This window comes from Microbacterium sp. Root322 (genome assembly GCF_001425645.1).
GTDB classification, from domain to species: Bacteria; Actinomycetota; Actinomycetes; order Actinomycetales; family Microbacteriaceae; genus Microbacterium; species Microbacterium maritypicum.
The window spans coordinates 76,605-92,333 of sequence record NZ_LMCS01000001.1; the positions used below are offsets into that span (position 1 = coordinate 76,605).

Here is a 15,729-nt window from a genome sequence, read left to right on the forward strand (position 1 = left end):
CTTCGTCGGTGGGTTCGTGCTCTTGCAGCAACCGACGCGGGAGCGCTCAGCCGCTCAGCTGGATCGAGAGGTTCACGGTGCCGCCGCGGGGGAGGGACTTGTCCGTACCAGGATCCTGGCCGGTGACTCTCGCCATCTCGGCGAAGCCCGGCAGATCGCCCCAGGCGGCGTAGGTCGATTTGAACCCCTTGTCGGCGAGGATCTTCTTGGCCTCGTTCAGGGTCTTCCCCGAGACGTCGGGCACGGGGAATAGCTCCGGCCCCTTCGAGACGATGAGCTGCACGTTGTCGCCGGGCCGCCAGTTGCCTTCTTCCGCACGGTCGGCCACACCGATGACGACATCCTTGGCGACGCTGTCGCTGAACGTGTACTGCGGCTCGGCGGTGACGGTGAGGCCCTTGTCCGAGAGGGTGGAGGTCGCCTCGCCGATCGACATGCCCGCGACATCGGGGAACTCGCCGGCCGAGACGTACAGCTCCACCGTGTCGTCTTCGAAGACCTCGCAGCCGTCGCCGCAGATGTATGCCTCTCCGCCGGCTCTCGGGGTGACATAGGCGTTGATGACGATGCCGGCGTCGGCGTCGGAGAACAGCATCAGCGACGTGTCCGTGACGTTGACGTTGAGGCCGTCGAGGTAGTCGCGGGCGTCTTGCTCGGCGCGTCCGTTCAGGGGGTCGAGAGTGTGCGCGGCGGGTCCTGCAGAGACGATCACCGTGACCGAGGCACCCTTGTCGAGTCGCGAACCCTCGGCAGGGTCGGTCTCGATCACGGTCCCGGCGGGGATGTCGATGGAGAACTCGTCCTTCTGCGCGGGGACGAAGCCGGCCTCGGTCAGCGTGGAGGCGGCCGCGTCGTAGGTGCCTCCTGCAACGGCAGGCACCGCGATCAGCGAGCCGGGGCCGGAACCGAACCACCAGCCCACACCACCGGCGAGCACCGCCAGCAGGAGCACGAGAGTGAGGAGGAACGCTCCGCGCGCGCGGCGCTTGGACGCGCGTCGCCGCAGGAGGGTCGCATTGTCGAGCGCGGCGGGGACGGGAGCCGTGGGGTCGGCGATCACCATGGTTCCCGGCATCACCTTGGTGAGGTCGCCGGAGTCGCCGTGGCTGTGCTGCGCAGCCGTGGCTCTGGCCGCCGTCGGGGTGACGCCGAGGTCGCGTTCGATCTCCCGCAGGCGCTCGAGCATCTGCTGAGCGTCGTCTGGTCGGTCGTCCGGGGACTTCTCCGTTGCCCAGAGCACGAGCTCGTCGAGCTGCTCCGGCACGGCGGGGTTACGAACGCTCGGCCGCGGGACAGACTCCGTGGCGTGCTGGAAGGCGATCTGCATCGGCTGCTCGCCCTTGTAGGGCTGCTCACCGACCAGCATCTCGTACAGCATGATGCCGAGCGCGTAGATGTCGCTGCGGGCGTCGGCGGTGCCTCGGGTGACGAGTTCGGGGGCGAGGTAGGCGATCGTCCCCAGCAGCTGCTGTCCGGTCGCGGTGTTCGCGGTCGTCGCTCGTGCGAGTCCGAAGTCGCCGATCTTGATGCGGCCGTCCTCCGCGAGGAGGACGTTCTCCGGCTTCACGTCGCGATGCACGATTCCGGCGCGGTGTGCGGCCGAGAGCCCGGCCAGGATCGCGTCCATGATCGTGATGGTCTGCGGGAGCGTGAGGCGCTTCTGTTCTCGGAGGAGCTCGCGCAGCGTGATTCCGGGCAGGTACTCCATGACGAGGTACGCCAGCTCGCCGTCCTGCCCCTGATCGAACACGTTGACGACGTGCGGATCCGCCAGGCGGGCCGCGGCCCTCGCCTCCTGGATGAAGCGGCTCTGGAAGGCCGAGTCGTCGCTGAGGTGCGCGTGCATCACCTTGAGGGCGATGCGCCGTTCGAGACGGAGGTCGGTCGCGACATAGACCGTCGCCATGCCTCCGCGGGCGATGCGGGCGCGCACACGATAGCGGCCGTCGACAAGCCGCCCGATGAGGGGGTCGGCTTGCTGATTGGTCGTCACGTCAGAATTCTATGGAGAACTGCCTGAAAGACAGGGGAGCGCCTCACCCCTCGGGCCTGCGGGTTTTCCCGGATGTCGTCAGCTGTAGAGAGCGAGCCAGGCATATGCTTGAGCCTCCCACTGGCCGTACCTGTCCGGATACGCCGAGATCTGCACCGCCTGCGCCGCCGCTGTGAACGGCATGCTGTCCCAGCCGGGGATGTCCAGGAGCCCGCGGGTCGCCTGTCCGTTCGGGTCGCTCTGACCGCCGTAGAACACGCGTGTGCTCCGGTCCGCGTCCATGATCTGCGCCGGGGTTCCCCACCCTGTGCTCGGACGCTGCTGGAAGATGCCGAGCGAATCGCGGTCGCCCCAGTCGAGGTTGCGCAGCCCCGACTCGACCATCCCGGTCGCGAGGGCGATGGCGATGGCCCGGTCGTTGACGCCGATCTCGCGACCGATGCGGATGATGAGCGCCGCGTTCGCCGCTTGCTCCGCGGAGAGCGTCGTCGCCTGCTGTCCGCCCGTGGAGGCGGGAGCAGTCGTCGCGGGGGCGGGGGTCGGCGCCCCCTGCAGAGAGAGCGTCTGGCCGGGATAGATGATCGACGAGGGGCCGAGCCCGTTGGCGGCATACAGCGTCTGGGTCGTCGTGCCGTATCTCTGCGCGATGCCGAACAGGGTGTCTCCTGCGGCGACGGTGTGCGTGGCGGCGGATGCCGGAGCAGGGGTCTGAGCCGGAGCAACTGCCGGTGGGGCCGCCGCACTGCTCCCGGAGACGACGAGGCTCTGACCGGGGAAGATGATCGACGCGCGGTCGAGGCCGTTCGCCGAGAGCACGGCGTCGACGGTCGTGCCGTATCTCTGAGCGATGGCGTACACGGTGTCGCCGGCGACGACCTGGTGCGTGGCCGCGGCGGCGGGTGCTGGAGCGGCGGCGGGGGCTGCGACCGCTCCGGGGTGGAGCGTCAGACTCTGGCCGGGGTGGATCACGGAGCGCCAGGAGAGGCCGTTCCAGGTGAGGACGTCGACGGTGCGCAGCCCGAAGCGCGTCGCGATCGCCGAGACCGTGTCACCTGGTTGGACGACGTAGCTCGGTGGTGCCGCTTCGGAGGGAGCCACCCGTACGGGGAGGAGGCGCTCGCGTTCGACCGTGGCGGTGCCCACGGGGGAAGCCGCGCTGGCCGGTGCGGCGGTGAGCGTGGTCGCGAGGGCGCCGAGCACGGCCGCAGGCACTCCGATCTGCAGGTGTCGCGTTCGACGCGTGGCGGTCTTGAATGTCAAGGCTTGCCCCCTTTTCGAGTTTTTCACGCTGACACGGATGTAAACAGAAGTCAACTGAAGTGACGCAAGTGAAGGATGTGACTGGAGGGTCGACATGCGACGGTCACGCAGAGGTGAGATAGTGGGCAACGTGTCTGAGAACGTTGCTGGAACCCCTGCCGCTGCCGCCATCGAGTGGTTGACGATGCCCGACCTCGTCGAGGTGCTCGACGAGCCCCTCGGCCGTGTGCGCCGTCTGATCGACGAGCACTACCTGGTCGGATCCACTCGCAGCGGAGTCTTCGCGGTGCCGTCGGTGTTCATCGTCGATGGACACCCGCTGAGTTCTCTGCGCGGAACGGTGATCGTCCTGCAGGATGCCGGCTTCACGGACGACGAGCTGATCGACTGGCTCCTCGCCGACGAGGAGAGCCTCGGTCGCTCGCCGATCGACGCCCTGCTGGCCGGGCACAAGAGCGCGGTCCGACGCCTCGCTCGTACCCTCGCCTGACCGCAGGATCGCTCAGGAGGAACGCACCGTCGCCGCCCGCGCGAGCTCGCGCAGTTCGCCGACGGCCGCGTTGTCGAGCCGGGCGCCCGATAGTGCGCGATCAGCCTCGCGCGCATAGTCGGCGATCATCGCCTCGACCTGTTCCAGCGCGCCGGAATCGGTGATGGTCGCCTGCAGGAACGACACCTGCTGCGGCGTCAGTTCCGTGTCTCCGAGCATCTCGTCCAGGAGATTGCGCGCGGAAGCGTCGAGGGTCTGCCGGGTGAGGGCGATCAGTACTGTGCGCTTGCCCTCGCGCAGATCGTCTCCGGCCGGTTTCCCCGTGACGGATGCGTCGCCGAACACGCCGAGCACGTCGTCCCGGAGCTGGAAGGCCATGCCGACCGGGTGCCCGAAGCGGCGCAGCGCCGCCATCTGATCCGCGTCGGCCCCGCCGAAGGCTCCTCCGAGGACCAGCGGCTGCTCGATGCTGTACCTGGCGGACTTGAGCGATGCCACACGAAGAGCCCGTTCCGCATGGAGGCCGCCGTCGTTGACGCTCCACGCCGATTCCTCGGCGATGTCGAGGAACTGACCGGTGGTGACGTCTCTTCGCATCCTGGCGTACTCGGAACGCACGGTGAGTGCCTGAGGCTGCCTCTCCAGCGCCGACTCCAGCAGGTCATCGCTCCACGCGACCAGGAGATCTCCCAGGAGGATGGCGGATGCCCGACCGAACGCCTCCGCATCTCCCGACCATCCGGCGGCGCGGTGCGATGCCTCGAGCGCACGGTGCGCTGCGGGGCGACCACGGCGGGTGTCGGAGTTGTCGATCAGATCGTCGTGGACGAGCGCGGCCGACTGGAAGATCTCCAGTGCGGTGCAGATGTCCCACAGAGCATCGGACTCCGTCGCGTCTCGGTCGTGGAACCTGGCCACGGCGCGCCAACCTGCATGGCAGAACCGCGCACGAAGCCGCTTGCCTCCGTCCAGCGTGGCGGCGGCGGCGGAGAGGAAGGATGCCGCATCGGGGCCGTACTCCATCGCTTCGTCACGCATCCGCGCGAGGAAGCGGTCGAGATGTGCGGCGACGGCGTCGGGTACAGGGGAGGAGGACGACACGACTCCCAGCATACGTAAAGCAAGGGGACGCCGAACTGCTAGCCCCGGACGCCTGGTCGCGCGTAGAATGAAAGGCACGATACCCGAGGGGGACGAAATGCCACTCTCCGAACAGGAGCAGCGTCTGCTCGACGAGATGGAACGCCATCTCCTTCACAACGATGCCGACGTGGTGACCGCGCCGTCCGGCGATCGAGCATTGAGCTACCGAAATCTCGTCTACGGTGCACTCCTCCTGCTCGCCGGCGTCGGCGGCCTGGTCGCCGGAGTGATCCTCAGCGGCGTCTGGGGCATCGTCGTCGGCGTCGTCGGTTTCGCCGCGATGCTCGCCGGTGTCATGGTCGCCGTCACTCCCGTGAGGCGAGCGAGCGCGGCTGAGCCCCGAGAGCGTTCCGCTCCCAAGCGGCAGGAATCCGCCTCGTTCATGGATCGAATGAACGACCGGTGGGATCGCCGCCAGGACGGTCACTGACCGACCTCGATACTTCACGACAGAAGCCCGGATGCTGAGCATCCGGGCTTCTGCCGTTAACCCCCGCGGGGAACGGGCCATCTCGATGGGCGGGAAAACCCTCCACTAGCCCTCCACCTTCCTCCACCGCGTAATTCCGCGGCTCTTCAGCGCGCCGATCGTCATCGGCATGCGTTGCCTGCGGATTGGTCGTAGGTATGTGGAGGAAAGTGGAGTAAAGTGGGGCGCACCTCGAGTTGGCCGGACGCAGAGGGGGTGATGGCCGATGTTGCTGGGTACGCACTCACCGAAGCTGGACGACAAAGGACGGGTCATCCTTCCTGCGAAGTTCCGCGAAGACCTCGGCGGCGGCATCGTCGTCACCCGAGGCCAGGAGCGGTGCCTCTACGTGTTCAGCACGGCCGAGTTCGAGGCGATGCACGAGCGGATCCGTCAGGCCCCGCTCGCCAACAAGCAGGCGCGTGACTTCATGCGACTGTTCCTCTCCGGAGCCAGCGCGGAGATGCCAGACAGCCAGAACCGCATCACCATCCCGGCGCACCTGCGTCAGTACGCAGGCCTGCAGAAGGAACTCATCGTCACCGGAGTCGGCGCCCACGCCGAGATCTGGGATGCCGAGAGCTGGAACGCCTACCTCGCCGCCGGCGAGGAGACCTACTCCGACCTCGAGCAGGAGGTGATTCCGGGACTCTTCTGACCACGGCTGTGATGCCCCGCCGCTCCCGCCCCGACACACTTCCCCGGTGCCGGGTCGAGAAGCGGAGGGGGATCAGAGCCGAAGGTCACCCCGAGAAAGATCATGAACCTCCGAGACATACACACCCCCGTCCTGCTCGACCGCTGTGTCGAGCTGCTCGCTCCCGCCCTCCAGGCGGACGGAGCGGTGCTCGTCGATGCCACCCTCGGCATGGGAGGCCACTCCGAGGCACTCCTCGAACGCTTCCCGAACATCCGTCTGGTCGGACTCGACCGCGACACCGACGCGCTGCGCATCGCGGGGGAGAGGCTCGCTCGCTTCCGTGATCGCGTCACTCTCGTGCACACGGTGTACGACGAGATCGGGCTCCACGCGCAGGGAGCTTCGGGGATCCTGTTCGATCTCGGCGTCTCTTCCCTGCAACTCGACGAGGCCGAGCGCGGGTTCGCGTATTCGAAGGACGCCCCGCTCGACATGCGGATGGATCAGACGAAGGGTGTCACCGCCGCTGACGTGATCGCCACCTACAGCGAGGGCAACCTCCGCCGCATCTTCGAACGCTACGGCGAGGAGAAGCTCGCCGGCCGCTACGCCCGCTTCATCATCGACGCGCGTCAGAAGCAGCCGATCACGCGCTCCGGCGAGCTCGTCGAGATCCTGATCGCGGCGACGCCCGCAGCGGCGCAACGCGCCGGTCACCCGGCCAAGCGCGTGTTCCAGGCGCTGCGCATCGAGGTGAATGCGGAGCTCAACGTGCTCGCAGACGCGATTCCGTCGGCCATGGACGCGCTCGGCGTCGGAGGACGCATCGTCGTGATGTCGTACCAGTCGCTCGAAGATCGCCTCGTGAAGCAGGCGTTCGCCGCCGCTTCCTCCTCGACCGCACCCGCCGGGCTCCCGGTCGAGCTCCCCGAACATGCTCCGCGCTTCCGCATCCTGACCAAGGGCGCAGAACTCGCAGACGATGACGAGCGCGCGCGCAACCCGCGCGCGATCCCGGTGCGCCTGCGCGCCGCCGAGAAGCTGCGGGAGAGCGTATGAGCCTGAATGCCGTCGTCCGCAAACCGGTGCAGCCGGTCGCACCGGAGCGGACCCCGCAGCGGAAGCTGCAGCCGGTCACCCAGCCGGCCGTCCGTCGCAAGCCGAAGCTCGCCTACGCCCTCGTCGCACTCGGTGGAGCGCTCGCGATCGGTGCCGCGCAGATCGCACTGTCGCTCGCGATCACCCAGGACTCGTTCACCCTTGCCAGCCTCTCGTCGCAGCAGCGCGAATTGAACCTCAAGACCCAGGCGCTCCAGGAGGAGCTCACCGGCGTCAGCTCGCCGCAGGTACTGGCGGGCAATGCCGCCGGACTCGGCATGGTCGTGGCGGGCTCGCCGTCCTACCTGCGCCTCAGCGACGGAGCCGTCTTCGGCACCGGGGTCGGCGCCGACTGGACATCCACGGTCAACCCCGCCGGCGTCGGAGCCGTGAGCAACTCGCTCATCGTGGATCCGCCGCCGCCTCCCGCGGAGACCGAGGACGGGACGGCCACGACCGAGCAGCCGGCGCAGGAACTCCCGCCGTCGATCACCGACGGCCTCCCCAGCCCCACGACGCACTGACACCCACGATCGACGGAGAGATCCCATGACGACACGAGCCACCCGCGGACCGCGGCGACGCACCGTCGTCGCCCTCGCCGTGATCCTCTCGGTGCTGGTCGCCTTCGTGGTGCGGCTGGTCGATATCCAGGTGGTCAGCGCCGACGAGCACGTCTCCGAGTCGCTCGAGCATCTGGGCGCGAGCTCGGCCATCCCCGGGCAGCGCGGTTCGATCGTCGACGCCGACGGCACGGTCCTGGCGTCGAGCGTGATGGTCTACGACGCGCAGCTCAGCCCGCAGGTCATCATGCTGGTGGAGGAGAAGGACCCGAAGCTGCCCTGGGCCGAGGCCTCGGACAAGATCGCGGCCATCACCGGACAGACCGGCGAGGAGGTTCGCGCGTTGGTGTCGAACGCTCTCGCCGAGAACCCCAACAGCCAGTACGTGGCCCTCAAGCGCGGACTCAACACCGACCAGTTCATGAAGCTCAAGGCGCTGGGCGTCTCCTCCTACTTGAGCATGCCGCCACGCGAGACGCGGGTGTACCCGAACGGCGCGGTCGCCGGCAATATCCTCGGCTTCCTCGACAACTCGGGCGAGGCGCAAGCCGGCGTCGAGAAGCTGGACGACTCGTGCCTGGCTCCCATCGACGGGGAGGAGACATACCGCAAGGGCAAGGACGGCGTCGTGATCCCCGGGAGCGAGCGCACCATCGACGCCGTGAACGGCGGTTCCGTGCAACTGACCATCAACAGCGATCTCAACTGGTACCTGCAGCAGATGATCGCCGAAGAGGCCCAGATACAGGGCGCCAAGGGTGCCACGGCGACAGTTGTCGAGGTGAAGACGGGGAAGATCCGCGCCGCGGCCGAGTGGCCGGCGCTGGACCCGAACGACCTCGATGCCTCGACACCGGAGACCAGGGCGAGCCAGATCTTCCACCGCGACTTCGAGCCGGGATCGACCTTCAAGGCCGTCACCGCGGCTGCAGCCATCGAGGGCGCTGGTCTGACGCCCCTCAGCACGGTGAGCGCTTCCTCTCGCGAGAAGTTCCCGAACGGCGCCGTCGTCAACGACGCGTTCAGCCACCCCGCCTACAACTACACCCTCGCCGGTGGACTCATCGACTCGTCGAACGTCGCGCTGTCGAAGTTCGGCACCATGGTGAGCCCCGAGGTGCGGTACGACTACCTCGAGCGGTTCGGCGTCGGCGAGAAGACGCTCGACTTCCCGTCCGAGGTCGGGGGGATCCTGCACCCGGTCAGCGACTGGGACAACCAGTCGCTCTACACGACGACATTCGGGCAGTACTTCACCGTGACGGCCGCCCAGCTCGCCGGCGCCTACCAGGCGATCGCGAACGGCGGCGAGAAGATCGATCTCTCGCTCGTCGAGTCGTGCACCGGAGCCGACGGCACCGTCACCGAGGCGGCGGATCCGAAGCACGAGCAGATCATCCAGGAGCAGACGGCCGCCGAGCTCACCCGGATGCTCGAGAACGTCGCGGTGCAGGGCGGCAACGCCGAGCGCATCCAGGTTCCCGGCTACCGTGTGACCAGCAAGACCGGTACCGCGCAGGTCTCCGACGGGAACGGCGGCTACAAGGCCGGGGTCTACTACACCAGCATGGTGGGCTTCGCGCCGGTCGACGATCCGCAGTACGTCGTCGTGGTCACCCTAGACGAGCCGACTAAGGTTGTATCGTCCGCGGCCACCGCATCCGCCTTCCAGAAGGCGATGACGCAGGTGATGAAGACCTATCGCGTGATGCCGTCCTCTGTCCCGATGGACGAGCTCCTTCCCAAGTTCGGATAGTCGGCGAGAGCCGCGCATGGAGATGACATGATCGCCCTGACGCTCGCTGAGATCACCGCCGCTGTCGGCGGTGATCTGCGCGTGGCCGGAGAAGACACGACCGAGACCGTGGTCGACGGACTCGTCGACACCGATTCGCGCACTATGGGCCCCGGCTCGATCTTCGTGGCCAAGCCCGGAGCCGAGACCGACGGCCACCGCTTCGTCGGTGCCGCCGCCGAGGCAGGCGCCGTGCTGGCGATCGTCGAGCACCCCGTCGATGTCGCCGTCAGTCAGATCGTCGTACCGGATGCGGTCGCAGCTCTCGGCGCGCTCGCGAAGGAGGTCGTCGCGCGCGTCCGTGCCGGCGGAGACCTTCGCATCGTCGGCATCACCGGATCGAACGGCAAGACCACCACCAAGAACTTCCTCGCGCGCATCCTCGAAGCCGAGGGCGAGACCGTCGCCCCCGTGAAGTCGTTCAACAACGAGGTCGGCGCTCCCGTCACCATGCTCCGGGTCACCGAGAGCACCCGCTTCCTCGTGAGCGAGTTCGGAGCGGCGGCACCGGGGAGCATCGCTCACCTCGCAGGCCTCGTGGAGCCCGATGTCGCCGTCGTGCTGATGGTCGGCATGGCGCATGCCGGGGGATTCGGCGGGATCGAGGCGACGGCCAAGGCGAAGGCCGAACTCGTCGCCGCCGCCCGCGTGCCCGGAACCGCAGTGCTCAACATCGACGACGCCAGGGTCGCCGCCATGCGCGACCTCGCGGACTTCCGCGGACTGCGCACGGTCGGCTTCGGCCAGGGGCCCGCAGCCGACGTGCGCGCGCACGACATCCAGGTGTCTGCCTCCGGGACCGCATGCGTCGTCGAGGTCGACGGCGACCGACTGCCCCTGCGGCTCCGCGTGCTCGGGGCGCATCACGTCTCCAACGCCCTGGCCGCGATCGCCGCCGCGCACGTGCTCGGTGTCGCCCCCACCGACGCGGTCGCCCGCCTCGAGACGGTCGAGATCGCTGAGCGGTGGCGCATGCAGCCGCTGGGCAGCGACCGAGTACGGATCATCAACGACGCCTACAACGCCAGCCCCGACTCCATGTCGGCCGCCCTGCGCACCCTCGCGCAGATCACCGGCCCCGAGGAGCGCACGGTCGCGGTGCTCGGTGCCATGAGCGAGCTCGGAGAGAGCGCAGGGGAGGAGCACGACCGCATCGGGCTGCTCGCGGTGCGCCTCAACATCCGCCGGATCGTGGTCGTCGGACCCGAGGCGCGGCGGCTGTACCTCGCCGCGGTCGGTGAGGGGTCCTGGGACAGCGAGGCCGTGCATCTGCCCGACCAGGACGCGGCGTTCGAATACCTCCGCACCGAGCTCCGCGACGGCGACCGCGTGCTCGTGAAGTCATCCAACTCCGTGGGCCTCCGGCATCTCGGCGATCGTCTGGGAGAATTGTTCTCGTGAGGTCTCTCATCATGTCGGCGGCGATCTCGCTCGCCTTCACCCTGTTCTTGACTCCCGTCTTCCTCCGGCTCTTCCGGAAGTGGGGCTGGGGGCAGGTCATCCGCACCCCGGAGTCCGTCCACAACCCCAGCCATGAGGCCAAGCGCGGCACCCCCACGATGGGCGGTGTCATCTTCATCGTCGGTTCGATGGTCGGCTACTTCACCGGCGTGCTGGTGAGCGGAGAAGTCCCTGCCCTCTCCGCGCTGCTGGTGATCTGGCTGATGGTCGGATTCGGCGCCGTCGGATTCATCGACGACTACATGAAGGTGCGCAGCCAGCGCAGCCTCGGGCTCTCGGGCTGGCGCAAGGTGATCGGCCAGCTGCTGGTCATCATCCCCTTCGGCATCGTCGCGCTGAACTTCCCGAACAAGTGGGGTCAGACACCGGCGAGTTCTGCCATCTCGCTGTTCCGTGACATCACCTGGCTCAATCTCTTCGCGTTCGGCGTGGTGCTCGGCTGGATCCTCTACCTCGTGTGGATCTCGATCATCGGCGTCGCGACCTCGAACAGCGTGAACCTGACGGACGGTCTCGACGGGCTCGCCGCAGGCGCCGGCGTCATCGTCGTCGGCGCTTACAGCGTCATCGCCTTCTGGCAGTTCAAGCAGCCCTGCATCGGCGGCGATCTCGATGCCCTCGGCGGGTGCTACGAGGTGCGCGACCCGTTCAACCTGGCGATCATCGCCGCCTCGTTCGCCGCGAGCCTCATCGGATTCCTCTGGTGGAACGCGCCCAAGGCGAAGGTCTTCATGGGCGACGTCGGCTCGATGGCGATCGGCGGCGTCATCACCGCGATGGCGATCCTGACCCGCACCGAGCTCCTCCTGCTCGTGATCGCCGGCGTCTTCGTCCTGTCCTCCGGGTCCGTGATCCTGCAGCGCACATACTTCAAGCTCACCCGCGGCAAGCGCCTCTTCCTGATGAGTCCGTTCCATCACCACCTCGAGATGCGCGGGTGGTCCGAGGTCACGATCGTGGTGCGGATGTGGATCATCGCCGGGCTGCTCGCCGTCTCGGCCGTCGGACTCTTCTATGTCGAATGGCTGACGCGTGTCGACTGATCGTCTGGCAGGGCTGACGAGCTGGAACGCCGACTGGCGCGGTCTGCGCGTCGCCGTGCTCGGTCTCTCGATGACGGGCTTCTCGGTGGCGGACACGCTGGCCGAGCTCGGCGCCGACGTGCTCGTGCTGAGCGAGTCCGCCGAGGAGGAGTACGAGCGTCTGCTCCCGGTCATCGGCGCGAGGCTCGAGCTGGGTCCGCTCGATGAGGTTCCCAGCGTCCTCGTCGACTTCGCCCCCGAGGTGATCATCGCGTCGCCCGGCTTCTCTCCCGCTCACCCGCTCATCCGTTGGGCGCAGGAATCCGGCATCGCGATCTGGGGTGACGTCGAACTCGCCTGGCGCGTGCGGGACAAGGTCGTCCGGCCCGACGGCACACCGGCGGACTGGGTGCTCATCACCGGGACCAACGGCAAGACGACGACGACCCAGCTGACGGCCACGCTGCTCGTCGCGGGTGGACTGCGAGCGGCTCCGTGCGGCAACATCGGCGTTCCGGTGCTCGACGCCGTGCGCGACCCTGCCGGCTTCGACGTGCTCGTGGTCGAGCTCTCCAGCCACCAGCTCTGGTATCTGGGGCAGTCGAGTCCCGAGGGAGAGCTGTTCCCCTACGCATCGGTGTGCCTCAACCTTGCAGACGACCACCTCGTCTGGCACGGGAGCGCAGAGGCCTACCGCGACGCGAAAGCTGTGGTGTATCGCAACACCAGGATCGCGTGCGTCTACAACAAGGCCGACGAGGCCACCCGGCGGATGGTCGAGGAGGCGGAGGTCGTGGAAGGCGCTCGGGCGATCGGTTTCGATCTGGGCATCCCCGGACCGAGCGATCTCGGCGTGGTGGAGGGACTGCTCGTCGACAGAGCTTTCCTGGACGATCGCTCGCGCAGCGCCCTCGAGCTGACGACCGTCGCCGATCTCGACGCCGCGGGTCTCGCCGCCCCCCACGTCGTGCAGAACATCCTCGCCGCGAGCGCCCTCGCGCGTTCACTCGGCGTCGAGCCGGAGGCCATCCACACCGCGCTGCAGTCCTTCCGGCTCGATGCGCACCGCATCCAGGTGATCGCCCGGCACCGTGGCATCACCTGGATCGATGACTCGAAGGCGACGAACCCGCACGCCGCGGCGTCGTCGCTGCGCGCGTACCCCGGATCTGTGTGGGTGCTCGGCGGAGATCTGAAGGGCGTCGACATCTCCGACCTCGTCTCCGAGGTCGGAGCGACGGCACGTGCTGCCGTCGTGATCGGGGTCGAGCGCTCCGCCGTGGTCACGGCATTCCGGCGACACGCGCCCGGGGTGCCGGTGTTCGAGGTGGATGCTGGCGAGACTGGACAGGTCATGAACCGTGTCGTGGAGATCGCCGCGGGAATCGTCGACGACGAGGGAACAGTCCTGCTGGCCCCGGCGGCGGCATCCTTCGATCAGTTCTCCGGCTACGCGGAACGAGGCCATCGCTTCGCCGAGGCGGTGCGGGACTGGATCGACCGGGGGAGCGCCGATGACACAGGTATCTCGCCCTCCGCGCTCTGAGTCGGGCGGACTCGCAGCCCGGGTGTCGCTCGGACGCCGGTTCACCCCGGTGTCCACCGAGTTCCTGCTCATCGCTTCGACCGCGCTTCTGCTCACGCTCTTCGGTCTCGTCATGGTGCTCTCGGCGACGAGTGCGACCGCCGTCTCCAAGGGTGTCAACCCCATGGACGGCGTGCTGCGCCAGGGAGTGTTCGCGCTCCTCGGCATCCCGCTGATGTTCCTGATCAGTCGCCTGCCCGTCGACTTCCTCAAGAGGATGGCATGGCCGGCGCTGTTCGGTGCCGTGGCGCTGCAGATGCTCGTGTTCACGCCGCTGGGCATCGAAGACGGTGGAAACCGGAACTGGGTGAAGATCGCGGGCTTCACGCTGCAGCCCTCCGAGTTCCTCAAACTCGCCCTGGTCCTGTGGATCGCGGCCGTCCTCCTGCGCAAACGCACGATGCTCGGCACCTGGCATCACGTGTTCATCCCGGTGATCCCGGTCGGTGCACTCGCGATCGGCACGGTGCTCGCGGGTAAGGACCTCGGTACCGCCATGGTGCTGGTGCTCATCCTGCTCGGGTGCCTCTTCTTCTCCGGGGTCAAGCTCCGGCTGTTCATCATTCCGCTGATCCTCGGCATCATCGCCGTGCTCGCCTACGCGCTGTCGAGCGAAGACCGCATGCGGCGCATCACGGCGACCTGCGACAACATGGCGCTCTACTACACGGACTGCTACCAGTCGATCCATGGGATCTGGGGGATGGCCACCGGCGGCATCTTCGGTCTCGGACTCGGGAACTCGCAGGAGAAGTACGGGTGGCTCCCGGCCGCGGGCAACGACTTCATCTTCGCCATCGTCGGTGAGGAGCTCGGTCTGATCGGCTGCATCGTCGTGCTCGCCCTGTTCACGTTCTTCACGATCGGCGCGTTCCACATCATCCGCAAGACCCCGGACCCGTTCATCCGGGTGGCGGCCGGCGGCATCACGGTGTGGATCGTCGGCCAGGCCGTCATGAACGTCGGTGTCGTCATCGGCGTCTTCCCGGTGATGGGCGTCCCGCTCCCGTTCATGTCCCAGGGCGGCACGGCCCTGCTCGCGGTGCTGATCGCGTGCGGTGTGCTGCTCGCGTTCGCGCGCACGATCCCCGTGACCGAGAAGCAGTCAGCCGAGCGGGGTAGGGTCACCAGGTGACTTCGTATCTCCTCGCCGGCGGTGGCACCGCCGGTCATGTCAATCCCCTGCTCGCGGTCGCGGATGGTCTTCGCGCGCGCGATGCCGACGCGTCCGTCCTCGTGCTCGGCACGGCCGAGGGGCTGGAGTCCCGTCTCGTCCCCGCCCGCGGCTACGAGCTCCTGATCGTCGACAAGGTCCCGTTTCCCCGGCGCCCCAACCGGCAGGCCCTGTCCTTCCCCGGGCGCTTCCGCCGGGCCATCGCCCAGGTGCGCGCCCACATCCGTCGGCACGGCATCGACGTGGTGGTCGGCTTCGGCGGGTACGCCTCGGCCCCGGCCTACGTCGCCGCCCGTCGGGAGGGTGTGCCCTTCGTGGTGCACGAGGCCAATGCCAAGCCGGGGCTGGCGAACGTGCTCGGTGCCCGCCGCGCGGCCGCAGTGGGCGTCGCCTTCGAGGGCACCCCGCTGCGCGGCGGCGAGGTCGTCGGCATGCCGCTGCGCCAGGAAGTGATCGCCCTCGACCGCGCGGCTTCCCGCGCGGAGGCCGCGGAGTACTTCGGCCTCGACGTGGAGCGGCCCGTGCTCCTCGTCTTCGGGGGGTCGCTGGGCGCCCAGCGTCTCAACGAGGCGCTCGAGGACTCGTGGCGCGACATCCTGGACACCGGGTGGCAGCTGCTGCACGTCACGGGAGAGCGCAGCGACCTCCCCGACCCCGGCGTCACCGGCTACGCCCTGCGCCGTTACGTCGACCGCATGGATCTCGCCTTCGCGCTGGCCGATCTGATCGTCTCCCGGTCCGGCGCGGCGACCGTGAGCGAGATCAGCGCCCTGGGTATCCCCGCACTCTACGTGCCCTATTCCGTGGGCAACGGCGAGCAGCGTCTGAACGCCGCCTCCGCTGTCGCGGCCGGGGCCGCCGAGCTCCTCGACGATGCCACGTTCGACGGTGACGCGGTTCGGCGCATCGTGGTCCCGCTGCTCGGAGACTCGGCGCGGATCGCGCGGATGGCGGCGGCCGCGGAATCGGCCGGCACCCGCACGGGCACCGAGAACGTCATCACTCTCATCGATCGCGCACTCGTCGCCGCCTGACG

General features: G+C 68.2%; 14 protein-coding genes. 11 read left to right on the forward strand and 3 right to left on the reverse strand.

Features of this window, described 5'->3' with window-relative positions:
* Positions 1–46: 46 nt before the first annotated feature.
* Entirely contained in the window at positions 47–1,993 is a 1,947-nt protein-coding gene (gene pknB, locus ASC55_RS00345) for a Stk1 family PASTA domain-containing Ser/Thr kinase (protein ID WP_055872325.1), read from the reverse strand.
* Positions 1,994–2,071: 78 nt separating this feature from the next.
* The gene (locus ASC55_RS00350) at positions 2,072–3,253 is read right to left on the reverse strand and encodes a LysM peptidoglycan-binding domain-containing protein (RefSeq protein ID WP_055872326.1); all 1,182 of its coding nucleotides are present in this window, start codon (positions 3,251–3,253) and stop codon (positions 2,072–2,074) included.
* Positions 3,254–3,374: 121 nt separating this feature from the next.
* On the opposite strand from ASC55_RS00350, the gene ASC55_RS00355 reads away from it, so the two are divergent.
* Positions 3,375–3,743 carry an Rv2175c family DNA-binding protein gene (locus ASC55_RS00355; RefSeq protein WP_327037748.1) on the forward strand — a complete coding sequence of 123 codons (369 nt, stop codon included), beginning with the start codon at positions 3,375–3,377 and terminating at the stop codon, positions 3,741–3,743.
* Positions 3,744–3,755: 12 nt separating this feature from the next.
* On the opposite strand, the gene ASC55_RS00360 is transcribed toward ASC55_RS00355, so the two are convergent.
* A complete protein-coding gene (locus ASC55_RS00360; protein WP_200935121.1) occupies positions 3,756–4,844 on the reverse strand; it encodes a polyprenyl synthetase family protein in 1,089 nt (362 codons plus the stop codon).
* Positions 4,845–4,941: 97 nt separating this feature from the next.
* Here ASC55_RS00360 and ASC55_RS00365 point away from each other — a divergent pair, with 97 nt between their 5' ends.
* The 10 genes from ASC55_RS00365 to ASC55_RS00410 all read left to right on the forward strand — a co-directional run bounded on the left by ASC55_RS00365 (position 4,942) and on the right by ASC55_RS00410 (position 15,727).
* On the forward strand, positions 4,942–5,316 hold the full coding sequence (locus tag ASC55_RS00365; protein WP_055872328.1) for a DUF3040 domain-containing protein: 375 nt from the start codon (positions 4,942–4,944) through the stop codon (positions 5,314–5,316).
* Between the two features lie 265 nt (positions 5,317–5,581).
* Positions 5,582–6,013, forward strand: a complete 432-nt coding sequence (gene mraZ / locus ASC55_RS00370) for a division/cell wall cluster transcriptional repressor MraZ (RefSeq protein WP_017830220.1) — start codon at positions 5,582–5,584, stop codon at positions 6,011–6,013.
* Positions 6,014–6,115: 102 nt separating this feature from the next.
* On the forward strand, positions 6,116–7,054 hold the full coding sequence (gene rsmH / locus ASC55_RS00375; RefSeq protein ID WP_017830221.1) for a 16S rRNA (cytosine(1402)-N(4))-methyltransferase RsmH: 939 nt from the start codon (positions 6,116–6,118) through the stop codon (positions 7,052–7,054).
* The gene (locus ASC55_RS00380) at positions 7,051–7,617 is read left to right on the forward strand and encodes a hypothetical protein (RefSeq protein WP_055872329.1); all 567 of its coding nucleotides are present in this window, start codon (positions 7,051–7,053) and stop codon (positions 7,615–7,617) included. The genes rsmH and ASC55_RS00380 overlap by 4 nt, the downstream gene beginning before the upstream one ends.
* Positions 7,618–7,642: 25 nt before the next feature.
* Entirely contained in the window at positions 7,643–9,412 is a 1,770-nt protein-coding gene (locus ASC55_RS00385; protein WP_055872330.1) for a peptidoglycan D,D-transpeptidase FtsI family protein, read from the forward strand.
* Between the two features lie 27 nt (positions 9,413–9,439).
* The gene (locus ASC55_RS00390; protein ID WP_055872331.1) at positions 9,440–10,852 is read left to right on the forward strand and encodes a UDP-N-acetylmuramoyl-tripeptide--D-alanyl-D-alanine ligase; all 1,413 of its coding nucleotides are present in this window, start codon (positions 9,440–9,442) and stop codon (positions 10,850–10,852) included.
* Positions 10,849–11,955, forward strand: coding sequence for a phospho-N-acetylmuramoyl-pentapeptide-transferase (mraY, locus tag ASC55_RS00395; RefSeq protein ID WP_055872332.1), 1,107 nt, complete (start codon positions 10,849–10,851; stop codon positions 11,953–11,955). The genes ASC55_RS00390 and mraY overlap by 4 nt, the downstream gene beginning before the upstream one ends.
* The gene (murD, locus tag ASC55_RS00400; RefSeq protein WP_055872333.1) at positions 11,945–13,480 is read left to right on the forward strand and encodes a UDP-N-acetylmuramoyl-L-alanine--D-glutamate ligase; all 1,536 of its coding nucleotides are present in this window, start codon (positions 11,945–11,947) and stop codon (positions 13,478–13,480) included. The genes mraY and murD overlap by 11 nt, the downstream gene beginning before the upstream one ends.
* Positions 13,449–14,654, forward strand: coding sequence for a putative lipid II flippase FtsW (ftsW, locus tag ASC55_RS00405; protein WP_055867335.1), 1,206 nt, complete (start codon positions 13,449–13,451; stop codon positions 14,652–14,654). The genes murD and ftsW overlap by 32 nt, the downstream gene beginning before the upstream one ends.
* Entirely contained in the window at positions 14,651–15,727 is a 1,077-nt protein-coding gene (locus tag ASC55_RS00410) for a UDP-N-acetylglucosamine--N-acetylmuramyl-(pentapeptide) pyrophosphoryl-undecaprenol N-acetylglucosamine transferase (protein ID WP_017830228.1), read from the forward strand. The genes ftsW and ASC55_RS00410 overlap by 4 nt, the downstream gene beginning before the upstream one ends.
* Positions 15,728–15,729 lie beyond the last annotated feature (2 nt).